Source organism: Staphylococcus cohnii subsp. cohnii, assembly GCF_002902365.1.
Taxonomy (GTDB): Bacteria; Bacillota; Bacilli; order Staphylococcales; family Staphylococcaceae; genus Staphylococcus; species Staphylococcus cohnii.
Genome location: NZ_PPQC01000033.1, coordinates 31,808 through 57,848 on the forward strand (window position 1 = coordinate 31,808; position 26,041 = coordinate 57,848).

At 31.3% G+C, this 26,041-nt stretch carries 25 protein-coding genes and 2 pseudogenes; 20 read left to right on the forward strand and 7 right to left on the reverse strand.

The window, feature by feature from the left end; translation table 11 throughout:
* Positions 1–137 precede the first annotated feature (137 nt).
* From CD032_RS05920 to CD032_RS05930, 3 genes and pseudogenes are all read left to right on the forward strand, one after another.
* On the forward strand, positions 138–956 hold the full coding sequence (locus CD032_RS05920; RefSeq protein ID WP_026034775.1) for a formate/nitrite transporter family protein: 819 nt from the start codon (positions 138–140) through the stop codon (positions 954–956).
* A gap of 179 nt (positions 957–1,135) precedes the next feature.
* Complete coding sequence (locus tag CD032_RS05925) at positions 1,136–1,672, forward strand: GNAT family N-acetyltransferase (RefSeq protein ID WP_019468831.1); 537 nt, start codon at positions 1,136–1,138, stop codon at positions 1,670–1,672.
* Between the two features lie 59 nt (positions 1,673–1,731).
* Positions 1,732–1,925: pseudogene (locus CD032_RS05930) on the forward strand (MFS transporter); the annotation flags it as partial.
* Positions 1,926–1,984: 59 nt separating this feature from the next.
* Here CD032_RS05930 and CD032_RS05935 read toward each other — a convergent pair.
* From CD032_RS05935 to CD032_RS05945, 3 genes are all read right to left on the reverse strand, one after another.
* Entirely contained in the window at positions 1,985–2,416 is a 432-nt protein-coding gene (locus CD032_RS05935) for an Hsp20/alpha crystallin family protein (protein WP_019468832.1), read from the reverse strand.
* A 41-nt stretch (positions 2,417–2,457) separates the two neighbouring features.
* Positions 2,458–2,829, reverse strand: a complete 372-nt coding sequence (locus tag CD032_RS05940) for an Hsp20/alpha crystallin family protein (protein WP_019468833.1) — start codon at positions 2,827–2,829, stop codon at positions 2,458–2,460.
* A 227-nt stretch (positions 2,830–3,056) separates the two neighbouring features.
* Positions 3,057–3,497, reverse strand: coding sequence for a MarR family winged helix-turn-helix transcriptional regulator (locus CD032_RS05945; protein ID WP_019468834.1), 441 nt, complete (start codon positions 3,495–3,497; stop codon positions 3,057–3,059).
* A 394-nt stretch (positions 3,498–3,891) separates the two neighbouring features.
* Between CD032_RS05945 and CD032_RS05950 the strand changes: the two genes are divergently transcribed.
* Together CD032_RS05950 and CD032_RS05955 are read left to right on the forward strand one after the other, a co-directional pair.
* On the forward strand, positions 3,892–4,248 hold the full coding sequence (locus CD032_RS05950) for a DUF3139 domain-containing protein (protein WP_019468835.1): 357 nt from the start codon (positions 3,892–3,894) through the stop codon (positions 4,246–4,248).
* Between the two features lie 475 nt (positions 4,249–4,723).
* Positions 4,724–5,998, forward strand: a complete 1,275-nt coding sequence (locus tag CD032_RS05955) for a cation:dicarboxylate symporter family transporter (RefSeq protein WP_019468836.1) — start codon at positions 4,724–4,726, stop codon at positions 5,996–5,998.
* Between the two features lie 225 nt (positions 5,999–6,223).
* Here CD032_RS05955 and CD032_RS05960 read toward each other — a convergent pair whose 3' ends face one another.
* A complete protein-coding gene (locus CD032_RS05960; protein WP_103211262.1) occupies positions 6,224–6,565 on the reverse strand; it encodes a DUF4889 domain-containing protein in 342 nt (113 codons plus the stop codon).
* A 146-nt stretch (positions 6,566–6,711) separates the two neighbouring features.
* Positions 6,712–8,811 carry an AraC family transcriptional regulator Rsp gene (gene rsp, locus CD032_RS05965; protein WP_103211263.1) on the reverse strand — a complete coding sequence of 700 codons (2,100 nt, stop codon included), beginning with the start codon at positions 8,809–8,811 and terminating at the stop codon, positions 6,712–6,714.
* Between the two features lie 220 nt (positions 8,812–9,031).
* Here rsp and CD032_RS05970 point away from each other — a divergent pair, with 220 nt between their 5' ends.
* On the forward strand, positions 9,032–9,607 hold the full coding sequence (locus tag CD032_RS05970; RefSeq protein ID WP_019468838.1) for a peptidoglycan recognition protein family protein: 576 nt from the start codon (positions 9,032–9,034) through the stop codon (positions 9,605–9,607).
* Between the two features lie 347 nt (positions 9,608–9,954).
* Here CD032_RS05970 and CD032_RS05975 read toward each other — a convergent pair whose 3' ends face one another.
* On the reverse strand, positions 9,955–10,893 hold the full coding sequence (locus CD032_RS05975; RefSeq protein ID WP_019468839.1) for a magnesium transporter CorA family protein: 939 nt from the start codon (positions 10,891–10,893) through the stop codon (positions 9,955–9,957).
* Positions 10,894–11,191: 298 nt separating this feature from the next.
* Between CD032_RS05975 and CD032_RS05980 the strand changes: the two genes are divergently transcribed.
* From CD032_RS05980 to CD032_RS05995, 4 genes are all read left to right on the forward strand, one after another.
* The gene (locus CD032_RS05980) at positions 11,192–12,859 is read left to right on the forward strand and encodes a Na/Pi cotransporter family protein (RefSeq protein WP_019468840.1); all 1,668 of its coding nucleotides are present in this window, start codon (positions 11,192–11,194) and stop codon (positions 12,857–12,859) included.
* Between the two features lie 339 nt (positions 12,860–13,198).
* Positions 13,199–14,215: an MsnO8 family LLM class oxidoreductase gene (locus CD032_RS05985; protein ID WP_019468841.1), complete on the forward strand. Its 1,017-nt coding sequence runs from the start codon at positions 13,199–13,201 to the stop codon at positions 14,213–14,215.
* Positions 14,212–15,543 carry an LLM class flavin-dependent oxidoreductase gene (locus CD032_RS05990; protein ID WP_019468842.1) on the forward strand — a complete coding sequence of 444 codons (1,332 nt, stop codon included), beginning with the start codon at positions 14,212–14,214 and terminating at the stop codon, positions 15,541–15,543. The genes CD032_RS05985 and CD032_RS05990 overlap by 4 nt, the downstream gene beginning before the upstream one ends.
* Positions 15,544–15,572: 29 nt before the next feature.
* A complete protein-coding gene (locus CD032_RS05995; RefSeq protein WP_040030123.1) occupies positions 15,573–17,045 on the forward strand; it encodes a Na+/H+ antiporter NhaC family protein in 1,473 nt (490 codons plus the stop codon).
* Positions 17,046–17,139: 94 nt separating this feature from the next.
* Here the strand turns inward: CD032_RS05995 and CD032_RS06000 are convergent, their stop codons facing one another.
* Entirely contained in the window at positions 17,140–17,901 is a 762-nt protein-coding gene (locus CD032_RS06000) for a DeoR/GlpR family DNA-binding transcription regulator (protein WP_019468844.1), read from the reverse strand.
* Positions 17,902–18,102: 201 nt separating this feature from the next.
* On the opposite strand from CD032_RS06000, the gene CD032_RS06005 reads away from it, so the two are divergent.
* From CD032_RS06005 to CD032_RS06045, 10 genes and pseudogenes are all read left to right on the forward strand, one after another.
* A complete protein-coding gene (locus tag CD032_RS06005; protein WP_103211264.1) occupies positions 18,103–19,158 on the forward strand; it encodes an MDR/zinc-dependent alcohol dehydrogenase-like family protein in 1,056 nt (351 codons plus the stop codon).
* Between the two features lie 48 nt (positions 19,159–19,206).
* Positions 19,207–20,205: pseudogene (locus CD032_RS06010) on the forward strand (dihydroxyacetone kinase subunit DhaK).
* 12 nt (positions 20,206–20,217) lie between these two features.
* A complete protein-coding gene (gene dhaL / locus CD032_RS06015) occupies positions 20,218–20,850 on the forward strand; it encodes a dihydroxyacetone kinase subunit DhaL (RefSeq protein ID WP_019468848.1) in 633 nt (210 codons plus the stop codon).
* Positions 20,851–20,882: 32 nt separating this feature from the next.
* Positions 20,883–21,326, forward strand: coding sequence for a ribose 5-phosphate isomerase B (rpiB, locus tag CD032_RS06020; protein ID WP_103211265.1), 444 nt, complete (start codon positions 20,883–20,885; stop codon positions 21,324–21,326).
* A gap of 369 nt (positions 21,327–21,695) precedes the next feature.
* Entirely contained in the window at positions 21,696–22,595 is a 900-nt protein-coding gene (locus CD032_RS06025; RefSeq protein ID WP_233422173.1) for a copper resistance CopC/CopD family protein, read from the forward strand.
* A gap of 20 nt (positions 22,596–22,615) precedes the next feature.
* Positions 22,616–22,951 (forward strand): hypothetical protein, encoded by a 336-nt coding sequence (locus CD032_RS13380; RefSeq protein ID WP_230621699.1) that lies wholly within the window; start codon positions 22,616–22,618, stop codon positions 22,949–22,951.
* Between the two features lie 11 nt (positions 22,952–22,962).
* Positions 22,963–23,547, forward strand: a complete 585-nt coding sequence (locus CD032_RS06030; RefSeq protein ID WP_019468850.1) for a YcnI family copper-binding membrane protein — start codon at positions 22,963–22,965, stop codon at positions 23,545–23,547.
* A 119-nt stretch (positions 23,548–23,666) separates the two neighbouring features.
* Complete coding sequence (locus tag CD032_RS06035; RefSeq protein ID WP_019468851.1) at positions 23,667–24,080, forward strand: DUF2871 domain-containing protein; 414 nt, start codon at positions 23,667–23,669, stop codon at positions 24,078–24,080.
* Positions 24,081–24,286: 206 nt separating this feature from the next.
* The gene (locus CD032_RS06040; RefSeq protein ID WP_019468852.1) at positions 24,287–25,318 is read left to right on the forward strand and encodes an NAD(P)/FAD-dependent oxidoreductase; all 1,032 of its coding nucleotides are present in this window, start codon (positions 24,287–24,289) and stop codon (positions 25,316–25,318) included.
* Between the two features lie 33 nt (positions 25,319–25,351).
* The gene (locus tag CD032_RS06045; protein WP_019468853.1) at positions 25,352–25,753 is read left to right on the forward strand and encodes a GNAT family N-acetyltransferase; all 402 of its coding nucleotides are present in this window, start codon (positions 25,352–25,354) and stop codon (positions 25,751–25,753) included.
* Positions 25,754–26,041: the final 288 nt, after the last annotated feature.

A 26,041-nucleotide genomic window follows, 5' to 3' on the forward strand; every position in this document is an offset into this window, starting at 1 on the left:
ATTCACATTAATAAGAATTTATACGGAGGTGTTTTTTTATGTAAAATAGAAGTACGTCTATTAAACTTGAATAAAAAATAATACAATGAATCTGTAAGTTTGAAATCTAAATATTTTAAAGGGGAAGGGTGTCGATGTTGATAGATAATAATAAAGCCATCAAAGATACATATATGTCAGGCGAAACAATTAAGAACATTAATAATCAAGTTCAAATGAAGGATGTAATGTTTGACCAAACACCTGGACGTTATGCATTAAAATCGATTATGTCTGGATTTTTGTTAGCCATTGTAACAGTTTTCATGCTTGCAATAAAAACACAATTTGATGGTGCAAATGAAGGACTCATTAACTTAATAGGCGCTATTTCATTCAGTTTAGCCTTAGTATTAATCGTACTAACACATTCAGAATTATTAACGAGTAATTTTATGTATTTAACAGTTGGATGGTATTATAAACTTATCGGTATGAACAAGGCTTTACTCATCATGTTAGTATGCTTCTTTTTTAATATTATTGGAGGTTTTGTATTATTTGGGTTAATGAAGTTTACGCCTATAATGACAACGGAAATGGTGACAAGTTTAACAACGCTTGTAGATGGAAAGACCATAGATACGACATGGTATGCCATTTTAGTAAAAGCCATTTTCTGTAATTTCTTCATAAATATTGGAATTTACGTATCAATTCAATTTAAAGATGGTTTATCTAAAGCTTTCTTCATAGCCTGTGGTGTTATTGTCTTTGTATTTATGGGTTATGAACACGTAGTATTTAATGCAGGTTTATATGCTGGTATGGTTTTTTATAATTTTGACGCTGTCGCATGGCTACACGTTTTAAAAAATATAGTCTTTGCTTTTATAGGTAATTATATTGGTGGAGGTATATTTGTTGGGCTGGTTTATGCTTATTTAAACGGTAAACGCGATAGTTTGCGCAGTTGATTTTAAGATAAAGTAGAAAGACAATTCGGTTTCGTTAATGAAATCGTATTGTCTTTTATTTTTTATCTATAAAACAAAAAAATTGACTCATTTATCAAGAAACCATATTGTATTACTGTAAATTAATGTTTGAGATTTAATAAAATGAAGCTTTAAGAGAAACGCTAAGGAGTGACAAAATGTCTGACTATAATATTAGAATTGCTGAAATAGATGATGCTGAAGCATTGCAAAAATTAATGCATGAAGCATTTACACCATTAAGAGAATTAGGTATTGATTGGCCATCTGTCAACGCTAGTGTTGAAATGGTCGAAAAAAATTTACAAACGGGTACGACTTTTGTCTTGGAAAATAACACGGAAATTATTTCAACGATAACTGTACGTTATCCTTGGGAGACAAAACGACGTATTTCTATTTATCCGTTTGTATGGTGGTTTGCTACAAAACCTTCGTATGATGGTCAAGGATTGGGCGGCAAGTTATTAAAATACGTTGAAGAAACCTTTCTTAGAGATACGCTTAAGGTACCAGCAGTGACATTGGGTACATCTGCACGCAAACATCCATGGCTATTAGATATATACAAAAGAAGAGGTTATGAAGTTTATGCGGAACATGAAAATGACGATGGTGATTTAGGCGTTATTATGAGAAAAGTATTAATTCCAGATCGTTTTGATGAAGAAGTATTAGGACAACCGCCATTTTAAGTGATGATATGTAGTAGGGGATTCCTTTAGGTTTTAGTTAAGGGAATTCCCTATTTTTATATTTTAGTAAAGAGGCAGGTACTGCAAATGGTATTGTTTCTATGATGGGCGGTTTGGGGGATTCTTCCCACCGATTGTTATTTCTTATGTCACAATAGTTACAGGTTCCAGTCATTTAGCGTTTTTATTACTAGCGATATTTGGAATTATAGCATTAACAACAATGTCGAGAATGGTTAAAAATGTAAACTAAAACTATAAATTTCATAAAAAAAGCAACACTTCACTTTTAGGAAGTGTTGCTTTTAATGTTTAATCAATTTGAATATTATAAGAAGACTCTTTTTTCTCTTTTTTAGGTAGCGTCACATTTAGCATGCCATTTTCGTAAGCAGCTTTAATGCCATTTTCATCAACATTATCAAATTGATATTGACGTTTTACATCACTAAAGCTGCGTTCTTGATGAATCATGCGTCCATTTTCATCTTCTTTATTATTTTCAAATGATTGTTTACCTTCTATTGTTAAAACATTATTTTCAAATTGAAGATTAATATTTTCTTTTTTCATACCTGGTAATTCTGCTTCTACTACGTAAGCATCTTCAAGTTCTTTGACATCTGTTTTAATGCTATTACTTCCTGGAAATTGATCGAAAAATTGACGTCCAAAGTCTCTGAATAAATCACTAGGATTTGCATCGAAAAATGAATTATCGAATGGTTTCATATTGAATGCCATAAAGCATCTCTCCTTATATAATAAATTTATTTTGTTACGATTTAATCAATATTAATTTGTTTTTTTGTATGGTTAATAGGTAACGTAACATTTAATATACCATCCTTTAGCATTGCTTTAATATTAGGTTCATCTACATTTTTAAATATAAATTGTCTACTTTGATTATTAAAATTGCGCTCTTTAATCAAGTAATTATCTTGGTTTTGAGTTGTTGTAGAAGTATTTGTAACACTGATTGTTAAAGTCTTTTCATCAAATTGAATATCTATATCTTCTTTACTGTAACCTGGCAGTTCAGCCATGACTTGATATGCATCACTTGATTCATATACATCTACGTTAAAATCATGATGCTCGGTTAATAAATTTTCTAGAATATCTGTAGAAAGATTTTGAGTGTTTTGCATCATTTTTCACCTCTCCTTTAACCTTATATTTATATTATAATACATTAGTCAAAGAAAGTCAAAGTCAAACTATGAGCGTTGATTATTCTAAATATACGATCATATCAAAAATGGCGTATCAATGATTGTTAACGTAAGTATAATTAGAAAAAATAAAAAAGAGGCAAGTTTAAGTTTAAAATAGCATAAATAAACTACACACTTTAAACGTTTCTTTGCCTCTTAATATATTAAATTTCTTTAGTGAAATGTTTATTCACAAAATTTTGTAGTGTCTCTTTTAAGTGAACGGCTTCATCGATATCCATATCAAATTCACCAAAAACTTTTCTAGAGACACCGGATAATGAATCTTGAACTTTTGCACCATGTTCGGTAAGTGCAATTTGTAAATTACGTTCATCATCAATCTCACGTGTTCTACTAACAAACCCTTTTTTTTCTAATTTTTTTAGTAATGGTGTTAGCGTACCTGAATCAAGATAAACGCGTTGTCCAAGTGTTTTGATGTTGATTTTTTCATTTTTTTTAATTGCGAGCATAACAATATAACCAGTATATGTTAAATCATACTCTTTTAAATATGAAGTATATCTTTTTATTATTTCTTTTGATGAAACATAAAATAGAAAACACAGTTGTTCTTCTAAGTAACTTAATTTGTCCTCCATTTAATCACCCCTTTTGAAATTTAACCTTATTATGAACTACGTACATTGTCAAGGAACAGTTGTGTCTTTATTCATAATATTTTTATACTGATGTGAAAGTGTTATTTGAGTTATTTTATTGATTTCATTCATATTAAAGTTAGGTGAAATTGTCCTGAACGGATTATTCAAAAAGTAATAAAGAATATATGTATATTTTATAATATATACAGTTATGCATAAGCGAAAAATTAAGAACATTTTGTTACAAAAGGTAATAATACTTTATAATTTATTTGTTATCGTTCATAATATTAATATTATGAATTTTAATAAGTAGTCTAGGAATTTAAGAGTATGAGGATTAACAATGGAGTATGTATAATAATTGTTTTTACTTAAAAGGAGATAAATAATGAAGACGTTTTTGAAAATACTAGGACTATTAATTATTTCGTTAATTTTGGCTGTAATTTTTTTCTTTGGTTTAAGAACTTATCAAGGTCACAAAAATTTAGAGTTAGTTGATAACTATTTAGATGAAACTCATCTAACTGATAAAATCCAAACAGAGAAAACATTATATAGTGCTAAAAAAGGTTTGTATTATAAAGAAATTAAATTTAAAGATGATTCAGATCATACTTATGTCGTTCAACCGATTAGTACATATAAAGGTATATTGGTGCAAGGTTTTGATCCGGAAACTAAGAAAAATGTCAAAGGCGCAAAACATAATGCTTTTAAAGAAAAATATCAACCTAAAGATTAAAAGTTATTTTTAATGATGTTATTATTTTATAGATTAAAGCAAAACAGGATAAAGTTGGCTGGTACCGTATTTATTTATGGCATCAGCCATTTTTTATTAAATGCATTTATCGTATAGATTACTTTAGTAAAAATTAAAAAACATAAGCATTTTGAGCACTATTTCAAGTGAAATGTATATAAAAATCATACCGATTTCTTATGTTACTTAAATAAAAAATAGACTAAAAGAGTAGTGGTTTTATTTGTGATTATATCATTATATCTAACTTTTAGTAAGCGATCATAGCGTGATATCATAGTCTTTAACGCCAATTTTGTATATTTGTCAAAATAATTATGTTACTTATATATATATATAATGAGTAAAAATAAAAATTAAGTGTAATATCAACTCTTTTTGCCGAAAAAATTTATATCTATATAAAAATTATTTTGATATAATTAAGCAATGTCAGAAAAAGGGGAGAAACATCATGGCAATTATAAGAAGAATCAGTTTACCAATGCAAGTTATTATCGCTTTGGTATTAGGTGTTATCGTAGGCCTATTACTTTATGGGCACGATGAAATTGCAAATTACATTAAGCCTTTTGGCGATGTCTTCTTGAATTTAATAAAAATGATTGTAATTCCAGTTGTTTTTTGTTCACTAGCATTATCTATATCCAATGTAGGTGAATCTAAAACAGTGGGACGTTACGGTTTTAAAACAATTTTATATTTTGAAATTATAACAACAATAGCTATAGGACTAGGTATACTTTTTGCGAATATATTTAAACCAGGGAAAGGTTTAGATCCAGATAAATTACCCAAAGGTGATATTTCAACATATGAATCCTCGGCAAAAGCTGCCGAATCATCTACATATGGAAATCACTTTATCGATACAATTGTAAACATTGTGCCTCAAAATCTTTTCGAGGCATTGACTTCAGGTGAATTACTACCAATCATTTTCTTTGCAGTGTTTTTTGGTGTTGCATTATCAGCAATTGGTAAAAAAGCAGAACCTGTAAAAGCGGTTTTAAGTGGTTCATTAGAAGCTGTGTTTTGGATGATTAATAAAATATTGAAATTAGCACCTATTGGCGTATTCGCATTTATTTGTACGACAATTATGACTTTTGGTGCTTCAGCATTAATACCATTATTAAAATTACTATTAGTGGTTATCGGTGCAATGATATTCTTTATTATTGTTGTACTTGGTATCGTAGCTAGATTATGCGGTATTAGTATTTTCTCTATTATTAAAATACTAAAAAATGAACTAGTATTAGCATTTTCAACATCAAGTTCTGAATCTGTGTTACCAATAATAATGAAAAAAATGGAAAACTTTGGTTCTCCAAAAGATATTACTTCATTTGTAGTACCAATTGGATATACATTTAACCTTGATGGATCTGCATTATATCAATCAATAGCAGCCTTATTTGTTGCTCAGATGTATGGCATCGATATGTCCATCGGCCAACAAATCATGTTAATGGTTACTTTGATGGTTGCTTCAAAAGGTATGGCGGGCGTACCAGGAGTATCAATTGTAGTACTTATTACAACATTGACAACAATGGGATTACCAGCTGAAGGACTGGCATTGATTATCGGTGTCGATAGACTATTAGATATGGTACGAACTTGTGTAAATGTATTAGGTAACGCATTATCTACCATTGTTATTGCAAAATGGGAAAATGCTTATGACAAAGAGAAAGGTCAAGCCTATCTAAAATCGATATAAACTAAATTAAAATTCTGACATTTTGCACTGAATAGAAAATAAATCTATTCAGTGCTTTTTTGTTAATTACGGTTATATTATGTTAATTATAAAACAACAACAGTAGGATGTTTTTGAAAACAAGTGATGGGTTAAACAAAATTAATGTTATTTAAGGCAAAAACAGCCCCATAAGCACTTCTAAGAAATGCTTATAGGGCTGATTTGTGACGCGGTTTTATTTATTTACATGCCTTTCATGTCCATATCGTGAATTTTCATCATTAGACCATGCGGAATGTCATCGTGATCAACGACTTCCATTTTACTATAAGTGTCTTCGTCCTCAGATTTAATAAGTTTTACAAAATCACATTTTTTAGGATTAAATCCTGATTTAGAAGGTATTTTTACATTTTCCTCTACTTCATGGTCTTTTTCACTCACTACTTTATCAGCAGTTGTACTATTTTTCATGTAGCCAAAGTATGTCTCTTTTTGACCACCAGAAACCATCATAATAACTAAGACAATAGCTACAATCACCATTACTGCACTGATAATAATTGCAAACATTTTATTTTTCAAAATTAGATTCTCCTTTATATATCTTTACTTCAGTTATATCTGATATTTTAGCATAATGCAATTGAAGTATAAGCGATGACAAAACTTTTAAATTAAATTTTGCTAATATGTACTTATTTTTAAAGTTTCATGTCTATGCTGCACTATTATTTATTTGTAGGTGATAAGCGAATGTATTTCACCTCATCTCGACCAATATCAAACTCAATAGGTGTGTGTGGATAGGTAGTGTGTCGTAATTCTGATTTCGGCATATTTGAACGTTCTATATTTTTTAACAGTGATTGTTCAATGAAAATATCATTAAATATAGGAGATAAAGCATAATCTATAAAACCATGTTCTCTATTTAACGTACGTATAAATAAAATTAATTTTGAAATAATTGTTTGTTGTTTTAATATAAACTTTCGCTTGTTTAACGTTGTGTGCGTATTGGCATTGAATAATAGTAAATGTGTACATTGTTTATCTTTTGCAACTAAATAATTAGGTTGTATTAATATCGCTTTTCCATAAAATGGCTTTAAGAATTGCATTATATATACAATGGGTTCATATATACCGTGATAATTCATTAATGTAACGTCATATATACATTTATTCATTAGTTCATAGCCAACAGCAGAACCATTTTTAATCAATTGTATTGTATGTTGTATAATTTCTGATAATCCTAAAGGCGCTTTTTGATTATATTGAGTGAAGTGATTTTTAGTAAGTTTTGAGTACACACATTTATTAGGTTGTAGCTTAGAAAGTGTGACGAATTTATTATAATAATCACTATAACTTGATACATTATCGAATTGATGGCTATGCTTTAATAACATTGTACGTAATTCGCTACGTTCTACATCAATAAAATTAAAGTCAAAATTAAATCTATGTAAGAGTGTAAAAGTGTGTTTAAGACTTTGAGTTTGGGTTAACACGCCTTCTACATTGATTGCTAATTTGATATTAATATTTAAACTTCTGACTTTAATGTACAATCTGTTTATATCATTTAACTTTAAGTATTCTGAATCAAATAGAATCATAAAGTTATACATATTACCATTAGCATGATATTTAGGTTTGAATATTAAAAATTGGGAAATCACTTGTTCTATTTTTTTATATTCTTCCATGGATTTAATTCTAATAACTACGCCTATACAGTTAGAAAAAATAGCATCGATTAAATTGACAATCCCATTTAAATTGAGTGAAGATGATGCTAGATTGCTCACATTATTTATAAGTAAATAGCAGTTTGTAAGGTCACTAAAATTAAGTTTTTGATTTAAATTTGTTTGAATTATATCCATTAGATTATCAATATGAATAAAGATGGTAGGTTGTTTTCCCAAATCATTATACTTTAAGTGGTCTAAATTGATAATTTCGTTATCAAGTGATTGATTATTGTCATCTAAGTAGGCTTTGAAATAGTGTGAATATCCGCTAATATCAGTAGTTAATAACGTAATAGGATTATTGTGCAATATATTAAGCTTTTTTCTATAAGCAAGCGGTGTTAACTTGAGATGATATTTGAATTGATGAGTATAGTTAGCATAATGATTGAAACCCATATTCTCAGAAATAAGATAAATGGTTTTGTTACTATTAATAAGTTCATTAAGAGAAAGCGCAATTTTTAAACTTACTACATAATGTTTAAAGCTAATACCTAAATATTTTTTAAATAAAATCGATATGTATGAACTAGAAATATAAAAAATTGAAGAAATTTCTTTGGACATGATATGTTGTGTAATGTGCTTTTGAATATAATCTGATATTTTATTTAAAAGTTCATTTTCAGAATGGATTGTCGGTATATAAGCATAATCAGTTGATTTTTTAGTTTCTTGCTCTAAGGTAGAAATAAGCTCAGTTAATTGAGGTAATTCCATTGAATTCATAGTATTTAATTTTTCAATCATGTTTAGTATTAAATACTTCAAGTATTCTTGAGCATGCAATGCTTTTGCATCATAATAACAATTAAAAAATAATTGATTAAGCGGGATGATTTGTTGTATTGGTATTTTTAGTTCAACAAGTTGTTCTGCGTGAGTTATACAAAATAAATCACTATGATTGATGATAGCGATATTGTTTTCAACCGAAGTTTGTTTACCATTAATATTGATATTCAATTTACTATTTAATGAAAATAACAGTATGACTTGGTTGATACAACGTTGCGTGTCTGTAGTTAAAAAATCGTGGATACATAATGTGGCATGTTCCATTCTATCTAGCAACTCCTGATAACATATTGTTATATTGACTAAATTACATTATATAATAAATAGTTGTGAATATTAATATATTAAATATAACTATTTTCTTATTTCAAGCGCTAATTCAATCGATAAAATTAAATTGTGTACACCATTAAATTTGGAAAAAATAAATTAAACGAACTAATGATGAAAAATTTAAATATTTAAATATTAAAGAGGGAAAATAATGGAGCATATATACTCAAATTATTATGAAATAGAAGAGAAAATCACTGAACGAAAAAAAGATATTTTAGGTGTCGTTCTACACGATGATGCCGAAAATTATTCTGCCAAAAATTACATTACATGGTTAAATAAGCGCATTGAAAAAAACGAATTAGAAAAAGGATGGGCGAGCGTCTACATCGACCAAGACACATGTTACTGGTTTCATCCAACACAATATACTGAATGGCACTGCGGAAATATATTTGCCAATACGCATTATATTGGTATCGAGAGATGTCAGTCTAAAATCAATGGTATATTAACAGATAGTGCATTTATGAAGGTAGAAGAGGTTAGCTTTTGGCTAGCAGCTGCAATTTTAAAGAAATATCAATTGCCTGTTAATAGAGAAACAGTAAGAATCCATAAAGAATTTTATGATACTGAGTGTCCAGCAAGATCGTGGTTAATTCATTTGGAACAAGCTTCAAGCACATTGGAAAACATGAATAGATTGAAAGATTATTTTATCTATAAAATAAAATATTATTACGATGATATTACTAAAGAAGATATTATGCCTTTAGGTTAAGGCCAGTATCAAATTAAAGTCAGCTAATATTCATTTTTACCATCAGCAAAAAATAGTTTGGATTATAATATTTAAAAAACGTCAATTCTAATCGTATAGAAATTGACGTTTTTATTTTTGAAAATTAACCTGATGTGACAAGCTATTCTCAATATATAAATTTTAATAAAAAAGTGAAATAAATTTAAAAGGCATGTCTCCTAAATTTTTGAGGAAACAAGCTTTTAGAATATTACAGAAAACCAAAGTACAAATTTCAAGATTCAGTACAATAACACATGATAGAATCTTTCATATTGAGCATAAGCTTTATATCTAGTTATTTTTAAATGTGTGTTTGCTCTATATCAAAACTTTTGCTTTCGCCATAGAAATGCACCAACACATGAAACGATAATTAGTGAAATAGCGATCACGATAACCCAAGAGACATAGCTATGTTCATCAATAGGTAATGGAACATTCATGCCGAAAAAGCTAAATACTAAAGTTGGTAATGTTAAAAAGACAGTAAATAATGTCAATGTTTTCATCGTATTATTCATTTCATTTGAAAGTAGTGATGCATATGAAGTTGTAATACTTTCTAATATATCCGTGTATAATCTTGTGGTCTCTAAAGCTTGATTATTTTCTATGACTAAATCTTCCAACAAATCTTCATCTTCTTCAAATCGTTTAATTGCAGGTAATCTGAAAAGTTTCTTTACTATCGTTTCATTACCTTTTAATGCTGCTAAGAAATAAACTAAACTCTTTTCAACTTCCATTAAATTATATAGTTGTTTGTTTGTAACATTATTTTTTAAATCACGTTCTATACGTAATCTCGTTTTATTTAATAATCTAAGGTTTCTATTATAATGATTCGCGATCGTTAATAATATATTGAGCGCGAATCGGCTATGAAAATGTAAATTTAAATTTTGATGGCTAAATTTTTCTAGAAATTCGTTCTCCACATTACATACAGTAAATATTTTTTTATTACCAATAATAATACCTAGAGGAATTGTTATAAACGAGAGCACATTAAGATTTGTATCATTAACAACTGGCAAATCAAGGATTATGAGGGAATAGCCTGTTTCTTCATCGTATTCAACACGAGAACTTTCCTCAGTATCTAGAGGGTCTCTAATAAAATTTTCTGGTAAATGGTATAAATCTATTAAATGTTCTATTTCTTCCCAATTTGGGTCAACGACATTGATCCATGAAGCATCATGGTCTAAAGTTGATGTTATTATTTCTTGTGTTTGAGTATGTTTATAAGCAGTAATCACAATACAAATCTTCCCTTCATTAAATTCTTAATTATATTAGCGAAGATTAGAGCGGTTGACAAGTATCTTTCAATTTTAATTGTAATACTTATAAAAAGAATTAATTTAAGGATATTATAAGTATCATATTGTAAAATCTGCATGGTTAACGAATTTAGAAAGGTTTGCATGTATTGGTGAAATAAGATTACAGAAATGTTGAGAAAATACGATGTAATTTTAAAGATAAATTAACATTAGCTTAACAAAAATTAGTTATACTTCACATAGTTTACAAATATTTTAAAGAGGTGTAACGATGGATTCTTCTGTAATGGAGATTATTTTTACCTTTATTGGTGGATTAGGTATTTTTCTATATGGTATTAAACAAATGGGAGACGGTTTACAAGCCGCAGCTGGTGATAGATTAAGAAGCATTTTAAATACTTTTACAAGTAACCCTTTAATGGGTGTCTTGGCTGGTATGATTGTAACGATATTAATTCAAAGTAGTTCGGGCACAACAGTAATTACTATAGGTCTTGTTAGTGCAGGCTTTATGACAATGCGTCAGGCAATTGGAGTAGTTATGGGAGCGAATATTGGTACTACAGTTACTGCATTTGTTATAGGTATTGATATCGGTGAGTATTCGCTGCCAATTTTAGCAATTGGTGCATTTCTAATTTTCTTTATTCAAAAACGTAAAGTGAAAAATGTGGGTATGATTTTATTTGGTTTTGGTGCATTGTTCTATGGTTTAGAACTTATGAGTGGTGCAGTTAAACCATTAGCAAATTTAGACGCTTTTAAACAAATTATGTTAGATATGTCTTCGAATCCATTATATGGTGTGGTAGCAGGTACATTATTAACAGTAATTATCCAAAGTTCAAGTGCCACAATTGGTATTTTACAAGGATTCTTTGCCAATGATTTAATTAGTTTACACGGTGCACTTCCTGTACTTTTAGGCGATAATATTGGTACGACAATCACGGCAGTACTTGCCAGTTTAGCAGGCTCGTTGGCGGCAAAACGTGTGGCAGCTGTACATGTACTCTTCAATGTAATTGGCGCTATCATTTTCTTAATAATCATGCCTCTCTATCAATTAGTTATTGAATGGATGCAAGGGATTATGAATTTAAAACCTGAAATGGTTATTGCATTTGCACATGGTACGTTCAATGTAACAAACACAATTATTCAATTGCCATTTATTTTCATCCTAGCATGGATTGTGACGAAGTTAGTACCAGGCGAAGACTTGAATGAAAAATATAAACCAAGAATGTTAGATAAAAATTTAATCAACAGAGCTCCTAACTTTGCATTACAAGAAGCTCAAGATGAAATTCAAAATATAGGTCATATGACTTTCGATATGTTTAGATATGCTAAGAACTATGATGATAAAACAGAAAAAGATATAATTCAGAAGCATGCAGCTGTGGAAAGTATGTATGACAATGTAAGACAATATTTAACAAAAATCTCTGAGAAGAAGATATCCAAACAAGATGCAGAAAGAATGTCTGTGTTATTCGATGTTAATCGAACGTTTATTAAAGTAGCAAGTTTAACAGAAGCTTATTTATTGGATTTAAAGAAAAAAGAAACAGAATCAATTCAAATATCTGCAAAAGCAGAACAAAGTATTGAAAGACTATATGACCATGTCGATGCGTCACTTGAAAAAACAATTGATATGTTTAACGTATATGACAGAGTTAAAAAAGATGAAATCGTTCGTTTGAGTAACGATTCGTATACATTAGAACATGATCTTAGGAAGAAACATATCAAGCGCTTAAGTTCTGGAGAATGTTCTTTAGAAGGTGGTTTGCTATATCTAGATATGATAGCTATCTTAGAGCGTATTGGTTACCATTCTAGAAACATTTCAGAATCTATGATTGATATAGATAATATTGAACATGAGGATGATGAAGTGGAACATACTTTGGGTTGGTCATATTAAAAAGTAATTTTTACCACAATGTATGCAAAATTTAATATCATATAATGAGGCAAGCCATAACAGAAATAAATTTTATGCTTAGTCTTTTAAATTAGAGCGGAATAACATCACTTTATTAAAGGGTGATGTTACTCTGCTCTTTTTTTATGAGAAAAGTGTACTTGGTTAACAATTTTCAATTTAAATGATAAATGGTATGTAAAAAATGGAGTACTCGAGATGGCAAAAGCAACCCCTCTCTTAATCCTTAGTAAAACGATAAGGATACTTGACAAAATGTTACCGTGAGCATAAGATTGAAACTAATATAATTTTCAGAAATCGATGGGGGGATTGTTTATGACATCTATTAGTATACTTGATCAAAGTCCGATAGATCATAATGAAGCAGTTAGCGACGGGATAAAGAGAACAGTTGAACTCGCTCAATTAGCAGAAAACCTGAATTATACAAGATATTTTGTTGCAGAGCATCATAATATACAAGAAGTCGTTGGTACGAGTCCTGAAATATTAGTTACACATCTATTAAACCAAACAAGTAGAATAAACATTGGTTCTGGTGGGGTTATGCTACAGCATTATAGTCCATTTAAAGTGATTGAGCAGTTTCATTTTATGAGCCAAATCGCTCCGGGAAGAGTAGATTTAGGTATAGGTAAAGCACCTGGTGGTTTTCCTCTAGCGACACAAGCATTGCAAGAAGATATCAAAAGTTCACCTACATCTTTCAATGATAAATTTCATCTATTAAATCAATTTAATAATGGAAACTTTCCTAAAGAAAATCCATATTCAAATTTAAAAACAACGATTCGTAATAAAGAGGTTGAAAAACCACATGTTTTTCTTTTAGGTGGCAGTGAACGATCAGCGCGTTTTGCAGCAGAAGAAAAAGTAGGATTTATTTATGCATATTTTTTGAATTCGGATAATGAACTTTTACAAAAAGCCATTCGTACATACAAAGCATTTTACCCTGAGGGGAGAATAATTGTTGCCTTGGCTGCTGTTGTATCGAATAGCGAAGCGGAGTACACATTAATTGAAGAAGGGCGTACAAACTATGTTTTACACTTTGATGACGGTCAAAAATTAACAGTATCAAGTGAACACCAAATTGATGATTTTAAAAAGCAAAGTTCAAGGACATTTGAAATTGAAGCACAACAAATAGAGGTATTTAATGGTACAGCTGAGTCCATAAAACAACAGATTCATGAATTAAATATAGATGATGAAGTTGATGAATTTATGTTTCATATGCCCGTTCAAAATCATTCATTACGATTAAAAACAGTAGAGCAATTAGCGCGTGTATATAAAAAATCGACTTTGAAAGCAGGGGTAAAATGACAAATAAAAAAATAGATTTTGGAATTATGTTGAACGGTCCTGGTAGTCATATGCATGCTTGGAAATCAAGTGAGGTTCCAAGTGATGCAAGTACAAATTTTGAATTTCAACTTGAAATTGCTCGCAAAGCAGAAAAAGCTGGCTTCAGTTTCGTTTTTGTAGCAGATGGATTATATATCAATGAAAAATCGATACCACATTTTTTAGATAGACATGAACCTTTAACATTTTTAGCAGCTCTTTCTCCTATAACGCAGCAAATTGGATTAGTTGGTACGATTTCAACTTCGTATAGTGAACCGTTCACAGTGGCCAGACAACTTTCAACCATTGATAACATTAGTAAAGGTCGTGCAGGCTGGAATGTGGTAACTTCGCCTTTAGCTGGGAGTGCTGACAATTATAGTAAAGGAGATCATCCAGAACATGATGTTCGATATGATATTGCTGAAGAACATATCCAAGTTGTACAAGGATTATGGGATTCGTACGAAGATGACGCGTTTACGTTCGATGTTGAAAATGGTGAATATGTTGATAAAAGTAAAATGCATACTTTAGATTACAAAGGTCAATATTTCCAAGTTAAAGGTCCTTTGAATGCAAGTCGGTCAGAACAAGGACAACCTGTTATATTCCAAGCAGGAGCTTCTCCTAAAGGACAGGCATATGCAGCTAAATATGCTGATGCCGTTTTTACACTTGGTGAGTCACTTGAAATTGCTAAAAGTAATTATGACAGTATTAAAAAACAAGCCCAAGCATTTGAGCGTAATCCCGACCATGTTAAAGTCTATCCAATGCTAGCACCAGTCATTGGAAAAGATAAAGCCGAAGTAGAGCGACGATTAAATGAACTTAAATCATTAGCAACAATTGAAGAGGCTTTAGACTACTTGGGAAGATATTATGATCACCATGACTTTACTCAATACGAATTAGATGCACCATTTCCAGAGTTAGGTGACGTAGGGAAAAATAGTTTTCGTGCAACTACTGATGCAATTGCTGAACGTGCGAAATCACAAAATTTAACGTTAAGAGAAGTTGCTCTAGAAGAAACTGTAAGACGTTCACCATTTACAGGCACTTATGAAGAAGTAGCAGCATTAATAATTGAATGGTTTGAACAAGGTGCAGCAGATGGCTTTATCTTTGGACCACATGTCTATGGTGAAATATATGATGAATTTTTAAGAGAAGTGTTACCGATATTAGAAACAAAAGGTTATTATTCGAAATCTTATGAAGGTAGTACATTACGTGATCATCTTGGTATTCCGTTTAAAGAAAATCGATATCGAAACACAAAAGTAGAGCATATCTAATCTAAATGATTTTTAAGGAGTGAAATAGAATGTCTGAATATAGTGCAACTTCACATCATTCGCAAACAGATGTTGAACAAGACCAATTAAAAATAAAAGAAAAAAGAAAATTTCAATTGCCACACGTGTTATTAATGATGTTGATGATGATGATGTTTGCATGTTTACTGACATATGTCATTCCAGCTGGTGAATTTGACACGACAAAAAGTGGTGAAATTGTACAAGGAACTTATCATGCTATTTCACAAAATCCAGTTAATCCGTTTTATGCAATTACCTTAATATTAAATGGGGGTATACAATCAGCTCAAACTGTAACTTTATTGCTATTTGTTGGTGGGGCAATTGGAGGTATGTTGCAATTGGACTCAGTGACAAAGTTAACTAATTATATGATATATAGATTTGAACACGCAGGTGCTTTACCACTTATTATAGGATTATTTTCTTTAATGGCGTTTATAGGGTTTTTTGTAGGTGGCGATCAGATGATTGTTTTTGTTACGCTCGGTGTCATTTTAGCGAATAGGTTAAAATTAGATCCAATTATTGCCCTTGGCATGACCTTCCTACCTTTGTATATGGCATTTTCAGTTTCTCCTTCAGGTATGGCTAAAATTGGTCAAATCGTTTATCCGGAAGTCACATTATATTCAGGATATGGTGGGAGAGCAATTATGTATACAGTGTTTTTATTGGTCACTTTATTATATGTTATCTGGTATGCGAGAAGGGTTATTAAATCACCAAATAAAAGTTTGATGAATACTACATCTTGGCAACAAAATAATGTGCAAACAACAAATACAGAAATTGATTTGAAAGATAGAACAATTAATTGGAGAGATTTGGTTGTAGTAGGATTAGTGATTTTTACACCTATAGTGTTAGCAATAGGTAACGGCATGTTAAGTTGGACTGAGAAATATGGAAATGGTGTATTCATTACTGTTTTTGGTATTAGTTTTGTGCTTGCTTACTTAATAAAAAGTAAACGGCCTAGTGAAATGGTGGATGGATTTCTAGCAGGAGCTAAACCAATGCTAGTGGTTGCTTTTGCTATTATCATGGCAAACACAATCAGCGTCATTCTAGAAAAAGGTAAGATTTTAAGTACGATTGTCAACGGATTAACGACACAACTTGATGGTTCTTCAGCCGGTGTCGTATCAATATTAATATTTTTAGTAGCAACAGTATTTAATTTTTTAGTACCATCTGGTTCAGGTTTAATGAGTGTCATGGTTCCAATATTACAACCAGTTACGCATACACTTGGTGTGAATGACCAAATACTGTTAACTTCACTATCTTTTGGCGGTGGATTAGGTAATTTAATTACGCCAACATTGGGTGCGACAGTAGGTGCGATTGCTATTGCGAAAGCTAATTTTAGTTCATGGTTTAAATTTATGGCACCATTGTTTTTAATTTGGGTCATCGTAGGTTCAATTGTGTTGTATATCTTCACTACTGTTGGATGGTCAGGTGGTATATAAAAAGATTGGATAATTATTTTAAGTAAAAAAACTGTATCAATTAGGTATTAAATTATTCTAATTGATACAGCTTTTTAAATTGTTAATTTTGAAATTAAACAACAGTTAACTTAAATGGCATGTTTTGTAGCCATTTTTTTTGGGGGGGTTCATCAGTAATAACTTCAGTAATATCAGTGATTTTAGCAAATGATAAAGTAGATGAAATATCAAATTTACTGTGGTCTATCAGAGCAATTACTTTTTCACTTTCTTGAACCATCTGCTTTTTGAGTTGAACTTCAGGTAATGAAAAATCAGTCAAACCATTTTCTAAGGTGAAACCGTTTGCAGATAAAAAGAAATAATCAATATGATACATTTCTAAAATTTGTGAATCAATGTTTCCAGTAATTGCATTTGAATCTTGTGATACAAACCCTCCAACTACGAGCACTGTTAAGTTAGGATTTTCTTTTAAGAGTACTGCATTTTCCAATCCATTTGTAATAATCGTAAGTTCCATTGTTGTCTCAGATATTAATTTTGCAAGCTCATATGTAGTTGAACTTGCGTCGATGAGTATGCATTGTTGCGGTTCGATTTTATTTAACGCATGCTCACTTATTTTATGTTTTTCACGATGCTTTTGTGTTAAGCGGTAAGAAAAGTTTAATTTAGAAGTCATCGTATCATTTACTTTTGCTCCGCCATGTGTACGTGTAATCTTATTTTCACTTTCTAAAAGCCTTAAATCGCTCCGAACTGTTGCTTCTGTCACGCTTAAGTAATCTGAAAGTTGTTTTACAGTAGCTCTTTTATGTGACTTTATATAAGTATATATGTGCTCTCGTCGTTCATCTGCATACATTTTCATATGATTCGCAACCTCCTTATGTTCATAATTTAGTTTAACACAATTTTTTATAAAAATAACAAAACAAAAACAAAACGAAAATAAACGAAAAAATATTTGAAATAAATGAAAATATATATTAGAATTATAGGTATAAATGAAAGCGTTTTCTAATGAAAGAAGGGGTTGTTGAAAATGACGAATAAAAATTAACCAGACAAAATGAATGCAGTTGTAGCATATGCGCCAGGGGATTATAAATATGAAACAGTAGAGACGCCAACAATTGAGAATTCAAAAGAAATTATAGTGAAAGTTGAAGCATGTGGTATTTGTGCAGGAGATATTAAAGCGTATGGCGGAGCACCAAGTTTTTGGGATGATGAAACGCAACCTTCTTATATTAAAGCACCGATGATACCGGGCCACGAATTTATTGCACGTATTGTTGAGAAAGGCGAAGATGTGACTGATTTTGAAATAGGTGATCGTGTCATTTCTGAACAGATTGTACCTTGTTGGGAATGTAGATTTTGTAAACGTGGAGAGTATTGGATGTGTGAAAAACACGATTTATACGGTTTCCAAAATAATGTCAATGGCGGTATGGCTGAATACATGAAATTCACTAAAGAAGCAATAAATTATAAAGTTCCTGCAGATCTACCTATAGAAAAAGCAATTCTAATTGAACCATATGCTTGTAGTTTACATGCAGTGCAACGTGCAAACATCAAATTAGGAGATTTCGTTGTATTATCTGGTGCTGGAACACTGGGGCTTGGCATGATAGGAGCTGCTAAAAAATCTGGCGCTGAAACTTTGGTTGTACTAGATATGAAAGATGATCGTTTAGAATTAGCGAAACAGTTTGGTGCAGACATTGTAATGAATCCAGCAAAAGTTGACATAGTAAAAGAAATTAAGGATATGACTGAGGGCTATGGTTGTGATACTTACATTGAAGCGACAGGACATCCTAAATCTGTTGAACAGGGTTTGAGTGCAATTAGAAAACTAGGAAGATTTGTCGAATTTTCTGTATTTGGGGATCCAGTAACTGTTGATTGGAGCATCATTTCTGATCGTAAAGAACTAGATTTAATGGGTAGTCATTTAGGACCTTACTGTTATCCGCTTGTGATAAATGGTATACAAAATGGTGATTATCCAACTGAAGGCGTAGTAACACATCAATTGCCACTGCAAGATTTTGAAGAAGGCTTTGAATTGATGAAAAAAGGAGATAAGTCATTGAAAATCGTGCTTGTACCTTAAAACAGCAAAGTGATAGATAACATAGATAGTTAAAAGGAGAGACTTTAAATGAAAAAGATGATTAATCATCCTGATGACGTTATAGAAGAATTAATGGCCGGATATTTAATTGCTTATCCTGAATATATTAGACGTTCAAACTTGCATCAAAGAGCATTAATTGGAAAAAAACGACACCCTAATCGTAAAGTGAGTGTTTTAATTGGTGGAGGATCAGGACATGAGCCAGCTTTTATCGGATATGTTGGTCAAGGTATGGCTGATGGTGTGGCAGTAGGTAATATTTTCGCTTCACCTTCACCAATTCCTATACAAGCTGTAACTAGAGAAATTCATGACGGAAATGGTGTGTTATATATTTATGGAAATTATGCAGGAGATTTAATGAATTTTGAAATGGCCAGCGAAATGACAGAAGTCGAAGATGATATTTAAACAGCAGTAGTAATAGGAAATGATGATGTTGCTTCAGCGAAGGAAATTGAAGAGAGACGTGGCATAGCAGGTGAATTACTGGTTTATAAAGCTGCAGGTGCTGCTGCTGATTTTGGCTATGATTTGAAGGAAGTACGTCGTATTGCACAACTGGCAAATGATTATACACGTTCGATGGGCATTGGGTTAAGTCCTTGTTATTTACCGCAAACAGGAAAACCAAGTTTTGATCTTGAAGATAACGAGATGGAAATTGGATTAGGACATCATGGTGAACCAGGTATTGAAAAAACAACGATTCGCACAGCAAAAGAAACCGTCCAAGTTATTATGAAAAACATTTTGAAAGAAGGTCTTTATCAATCAGATGATGAAGTGGTTGTGTTAGTAAATGGGTTGGGTGCAACCTCACAAATGGAATTATATATTATCAATAAAGAAGTTGATGCAATATTAAATGAAAATAATATAAAGACGTACAAATCGTATATTGGTAATTTTATTACATCAATGGAAATGGGTGGCTTCTCAGTAACATTGATGAAGGTGGACGAGACGTTAAAGTCATGTATAGATCATCCTGTCGATTGTCCAAATTTTAAAGAAGTCTAGGAGGAAATTGTAATGACATTAACAAGTGAAACATATAAATCATTCATCCTAGCATTAGCTGAGTTGTTTGAAGAACAAAAAGATAACCTATGTGAATTAGATAGAAAAATAGGTGATGGTGATCATGGTGTGACGATGAATATTGGTTATCAAGCTGTAAAAAGTACGATTCATAACGAGTTACAAGTACAAGATGATATTGCAAAAATCAGTGTTGCTGTTGGTAAAAGCTTTTTGGATGCAGTCGGGTCATCTGTAGGTCCTTTATATGCTTCAGGTTTTTTAAAGTCAGCAGTTGCAGTGAAAAATAAAACTGAATTAGATGATACAGACTTATATCAATTTTGGATTGCATTCAGTAAAGGAATTAAGGCAAGAGGTAAAGCTGAAATAGGTGATAAAACGATGATTGATACACTTGAACCATTCTATCTTTCATTAGAAACATCTAAATATCAAAGTATTAATTTCAAGGAAGCATTTGAGATTGCACTTTTAGAGGCTAAAAAAGGTATGGAAAGTACAAAGGATATTGTTTCAAATAAAGGCCGTTCTAAGCGATTAGGCTATCGTGCGCAAGGTCATGTAGATCCTGGCGCGATGTCAGCGTATCTGATGTTAAATACATTTAAATCATATGTATAAGTGAAGTGATAAGTATATAAGGAGGAGTTAGAATGAAAATAGCAATCGGTGCAGACCACAATGGTTACGACTTAAAAGAGGCAGTGAAAACGCATATAGAAGCACTGGGCCATGAAGTCGAAGATTTTGGTTGTCATCATTGTGCAGAGACGGATTATCCAGATGTTGCTGCTAAAGTTGGTAAAAGCATCCAACAAGGAGATAAGGAACGTGGTATTCTTATTTGTGGAACTGGCATTGGCGTTGCGATAACAGCCAACAAATTAAAAGGCATACGCGCTGCTTTGGCGCATGATTACTATTCTGCAGAGCGTGCACAGTTAAGTAACAATGCTCAAATACTGACTATGGGTGCACAAATTATTGGTATAGAAGTTGCTAAAAAAAATGTTGAAGCATACTTAAATGTAAGTTGGGAAGGTGGTTCTCAACGTAAAGTAGATAAAATTGTGCAAGTTGAACAAGATGAATTTTAATGCGTTATATTTATGTAAACCATATCATTCTTGAAGAATAAGAAGTTGAGGCCTAAAGCGCATAATTAAAGCAAAGGACTAGTCCGTGTGAGAGTCGACGGATTAGTCCTTTGCTATTTAAATTTATACATAATTTGTAACTTAGCATTTCTAATAAAAACAAATTTAGCATTAGTTTAATACTTATTTTTATAACAACACATTATAAATATTTTTAATGGAAACAAAACTAATATTTTATTTCTAATTAATTGGAACAATAATATTTAATTTATAATTATTTGTCCAAAAAATGACAAAATGAAATTTATATTGTGAATATATATTTCTTTTATTTCATTGATAATATAAACTTTTTGAAAAAGGGGGATGAAAGTGCAATTAACATTTAAACTTCATAAGTTTTCTTATGTTATATTTATAATTTCGTTAATCATTGGGATAGTTACTTGTTCTCAGCAAGTTTCAGCACATGCAACTTTAGAAAAAGTTACTCCAGCACAAAATAGTGTTGTTGAAAACGCGCCAAAAGAAATAACATTACAATTTAATGAACCAGTCCATTCAAAGTATTCAAGCATAAAGATTTATGATGACAATGGTTCTGAATTGACTGAAGTAAAACCAAGTACAACAGGTTCCTCTCAAACATTGACATTTCCTATTGAAAATTTAAATAAAGGTACGCACAGTATAAAATGGCATACAATGTCTGCAGATGGCCATGAGATCAATGATAGTTTTGAATTTTCAGTTGGAAAACAGACAGCAAATGGAATTGATACAGCACCACCGTTTTATGAAAAGGCAGATTTTTGGTTTGGGGTTACGCGCTTTATAATAGAAGGATTATTGATTACACTTACCGGCCTTTATTTTGTCAACCGCTTAGCTAAAAGACAAAGTTTACCTCATTTAAATTTTAAAACATACACGATGCCAACCATTTTGACGTTGGTCATGATTTCCGTTATCACAGTTTTAATTTATATGATGACTTTATCTTCTAATGTTGTGTCAGATGTGTTAAGTCTACAAAAAGCAACTTTATTGCAAACACCATTCATATTAACAATGATTGCAGTTATCATATTATTATTGCTTTTCACTTTGAAAAATATGGCTACAAGTTGGTATATATTCATTCCAAGTCTAATATTAATTGCGCTTAGTATGTCTGGACATGCTTGGTCTCAATCTGTACCAATATGGTCGATTTTTATCAGGGTGATCCATATTACTGGAATCTCATTTTGGTTAGGGCTTTGATATACTTAGTGGTGATGGTATTGGGTAAAAAACAATTTGCAGTAAATCAAATGAGGCCTTTTTTATTAAAAGTAAATATTAGCGCTGTCATGTTAATTGTCATATCAGGTGTCCTTATGTCAATTGACCAAACGAATGTCTTAACATTGTGGAAAAATATTCAAACGTGGAGCGTTTTATTACTTATTAAGATTCTGCTAACATTTGTGATGATGACGTTAGGATTTTATCAAACAACTAGAGCGCTTGGTAAGCATCGTCAGACAAATAGATTTGCATTAATCATAGAACTAAGTATAGGTATTTTACTCATATTAGCAGGTGTAATTATGAGTCAATTAAATATCCCAGGATAGGAGTTTAAAAGATGAAAAGACAATTTATTTTAGCCATCGCAGTTTGTTTTACTGTTTTAGTATTTTCCAAAAGTGCTCATGCACATGTGACTATGAATCCTGACACAAGTGAACCAGGTTCTTATGAAAAATATGATGTTAGAGTTCCAGTAGAAAAAGAAGCGAACACGACAAAAATAGAGTTGAAAGTACCCAAAGGTGTAAATGTTGTAGGTGTTGCACCACAGGAAACATTTGATCATAAATTAACTAAAGATGACGATGGTAATATTACCAAAATCACTTGGACAGCTAAAGATAAAGGTATTGGACCCAATGAATTTGTCGATTTACCTATTCAAGTAGCAAATCCTGATAAAGAAGGCGAATTTAAATGGGATGCTTATCAAACTTATGACGATGGAGAAACTGTAAAATGGAATGGTGATGAAGACGCAGAAAAACCATCACCTATGACTAAAGTATCCAAAAAAGCTGATGTTGATTCTGAAAATAATCAATCGGGCAATGATTCTATCGCTTTATGGATTGTATCTATCATAGCTATTATTTTAGCGCTCATAGCAATTTTTAAAAAGTCTCGTAAAGAAAGATAAAGTATAAGTGATTAAGCTAGTAATCAGATTTTGATTACTAGCTTTTTTGTGAAGTTTGGTGAATTGTCACTGTATTTTAATTAAATTTATTTTATAATAATTTTTAAGGAGGATTTTGAATGCGCAGAATATTATACGCTTTTTTAATTTATACAATCTTAGGATTGCTTAGTGGTTTTTATTATCGTGAATTAACACTTGCTTATGACTTTACAGGTGATACACAATTAGTAGTAGTACATACGCATACGTTAATATTAGGAATGTTTATGCATCTCATTTTATTACCAGTAACAAAAGTATTTAATTTGAGTAGTTATTATTTATTTAATTGGTTCTTTATCGTGTATAATATAGGTGTATTGGTAACGATTGGTATGATGTTTACGAAAGGCACTTACCAAGTGATGGGACTTAAAGTTCCAGAATCATTTGCTGGCTATGCAGGAATGGGGCATACAGTTATTACAGCTGGTTTTATTTTATTATTCTTCTTGCTTAAAAACGCCATTGTCAAAAAATCAGAAAAATAATTTCTCTAAATAGATTTTTAAAACAAATATAGCAATCATAGATATAGCAGACGATCGATACGAATTTGATCGTCTTTTTATTTTATTTTAAAGCCATTATACATATAAAGTAATTAATTATTTAAAAAGTCACCCTTTTTAATTGATAAGCATTATCAATAATAGGATAATAGGTATTAATAAGTAGTACATGTAGGAGGATTATTATGGATGATGTAATCATTATCGGTGGTGGACCAGCCGGTTTGTTCGCGAGCTTTTATTCTGGATTAAGAGGGATGAATGTAAGAATTATTGATATTCAAGATAAGCTAGGAGGTAAAATGCACGTGTATCCTGAAAAGATTATTTGGGATATCGGGGGCTTGGCACCGAAACCTTGCTATGAAATTATACAAGATACTGTTAATCAAGGACTACATTTTAATCCTAAAGTAAATTTAGAGGAACGTGTGATAGATATTAGGAAATTGGCTGAACGTCATTTTGAAGTAGAGACCAATAAAGGAAATATATATAAATCCAAATCTGTTATTATCGCCATTGGTGGTGGCATCATTAATCCAAAACAACTTGATATCAAGGGAGCAGAAAGATATCAATTAACAAACTTACATTATGTTGTGCAATCTTTAAAACATTTTAAAAACAAAAACGTATTGATTTCAGGGGCAGGTAACTCTGCTCTAGATTGGGCAAATGATTTAAGTGGCTATGCTAAAAGTGTGACATTAATTTATCGAAAAGCGGATATCAAGGGTTATGAAGCAATGAAAAATATATTAGATGGATTGTCAGTAGAAAAGTTACCCAACACACATATCTATCAATTAATAGGAGACGTTACCCAGTCGCGTATAGAACAAGTGATATTGGAAAATATTGAAACAGGGGAACAAGAGGTACGTGCTTTTGACGAAGTCATCGTCAGTCATGGATTCGATAGAGAAAATACATTATTAGAACAATCTACAACTCAAGTTGATATGCATAGTGAATATAATATTAAAGGTTTTGGTAACACTGCAACGAGTATTGAAGGTCTATACGCTTGTGGTGATATTATTTATCATGAAGCAAAAGCACACTTAATCGCGAGTGCTTTTAGCGACGCAGCAAACGCAGCTAATCTAGCAAAGCTTTATGTTGAACCAGAAGCAGCTCCTGAAGGTTATGTATCGAGTCATAATGATGCATTCAAAGAATCTAATAAAGTAGTGATGAAAAAATATTTATAAATCATGGTTTAGCAGTCTGGGGGATGAAAATACATGGTTAAAATAAAGTACGAAGCGCCAACAGTACAAGATTATAGAAATATGAGAAAAAAAGCTGGGTTAAGTGAAAAATCACAAAAGGCGACAGAAAAAGGGATATCAAATGCATGCTTTGACATTACAATATATGATGATGACTTATTAATAGCGATGGGCAGAGTAATTGGAGATGGCGGTACTGCTTTTCATATTATTGACATAGCAGTAGAACCACGTTATCAAGGTCAGGGTTATGGTAAACAGGTTATGACTAATATTATGAAATATATATCATCTGTTGCAGAAGATGGTACTTATGTGAGTTTAATGGCAGATTATCCTGCAGATCAATTGTATGAACAATTCGGATTTACGACTACGGAACCTCATTCTTGTGGGATGTATATCAAATACTAAATTTAAATATGTTGAAGAATGTTTAAATGCGAAGCAGTAGTTTAAAGATAGTTATCTATGAAACACACGTCCATTGCTCTATCATAAAGATAGAATCTGACGTGTGTGATGTTGTGCTAATTGATATCATTTTTTAATGATAATACAACGCGTTCACATTCAGAGTGAATGATACCAAACCATCTTTTAGAAAACTATACGGATTAATTTGCGAGATGCAAAGAGAGCTAATCCAGAATGATATGCTCCCTTCAAAGTAGACACTTAAAAATGTAAACTTTGAAGGGA

Coding starts and splice junctions, on each gene's coding strand:
- CD032_RS05925 (WP_019468831.1), top strand. CDS start 1,136: ATGTCTGACTATAATATTAGAATTGCTGAAATAGATGATGCTGAAGCA.
- CD032_RS05935 (WP_019468832.1), bottom strand. CDS start 2,416: ATGGCATTCAATATGAAACCATTCGATAATTCATTTTTCGATGCAAAT.
- CD032_RS05940 (WP_019468833.1), bottom strand. CDS start 2,829: ATGATGCAAAACACTCAAAATCTTTCTACAGATATTCTAGAAAATTTA.
- CD032_RS05945 (WP_019468834.1), bottom strand. CDS start 3,497: ATGGAGGACAAATTAAGTTACTTAGAAGAACAACTGTGTTTTCTATTT.
- CD032_RS05950 (WP_019468835.1), top strand. CDS start 3,892: ATGAAGACGTTTTTGAAAATACTAGGACTATTAATTATTTCGTTAATT.
- CD032_RS05955 (WP_019468836.1), top strand. CDS start 4,724: ATGGCAATTATAAGAAGAATCAGTTTACCAATGCAAGTTATTATCGCT.
- rsp (WP_103211263.1), bottom strand. CDS start 8,811: ATGGAACATGCCACATTATGTATCCACGATTTTTTAACTACAGACACG.
- CD032_RS05970 (WP_019468838.1), top strand. CDS start 9,032: ATGGAGCATATATACTCAAATTATTATGAAATAGAAGAGAAAATCACT.
- CD032_RS05980 (WP_019468840.1), top strand. CDS start 11,192: ATGGATTCTTCTGTAATGGAGATTATTTTTACCTTTATTGGTGGATTA.
- CD032_RS05985 (WP_019468841.1), top strand. CDS start 13,199: ATGACATCTATTAGTATACTTGATCAAAGTCCGATAGATCATAATGAA.
- CD032_RS05990 (WP_019468842.1), top strand. CDS start 14,212: ATGACAAATAAAAAAATAGATTTTGGAATTATGTTGAACGGTCCTGGT.
- CD032_RS05995 (WP_040030123.1), top strand. CDS start 15,573: ATGTCTGAATATAGTGCAACTTCACATCATTCGCAAACAGATGTTGAA.
- CD032_RS06000 (WP_019468844.1), bottom strand. CDS start 17,901: ATGAAAATGTATGCAGATGAACGACGAGAGCACATATATACTTATATA.
- CD032_RS06005 (WP_103211264.1), top strand. CDS start 18,103: ATGAATGCAGTTGTAGCATATGCGCCAGGGGATTATAAATATGAAACA.
- dhaL (WP_019468848.1), top strand. CDS start 20,218: ATGACATTAACAAGTGAAACATATAAATCATTCATCCTAGCATTAGCT.
- rpiB (WP_103211265.1), top strand. CDS start 20,883: ATGAAAATAGCAATCGGTGCAGACCACAATGGTTACGACTTAAAAGAG.
- CD032_RS06025 (WP_233422173.1), top strand. CDS start 21,696: ATGAAAGTGCAATTAACATTTAAACTTCATAAGTTTTCTTATGTTATA.
- CD032_RS06030 (WP_019468850.1), top strand. CDS start 22,963: ATGAAAAGACAATTTATTTTAGCCATCGCAGTTTGTTTTACTGTTTTA.
- CD032_RS06035 (WP_019468851.1), top strand. CDS start 23,667: ATGCGCAGAATATTATACGCTTTTTTAATTTATACAATCTTAGGATTG.
- CD032_RS06040 (WP_019468852.1), top strand. CDS start 24,287: ATGGATGATGTAATCATTATCGGTGGTGGACCAGCCGGTTTGTTCGCG.
- CD032_RS06045 (WP_019468853.1), top strand. CDS start 25,352: ATGGTTAAAATAAAGTACGAAGCGCCAACAGTACAAGATTATAGAAAT.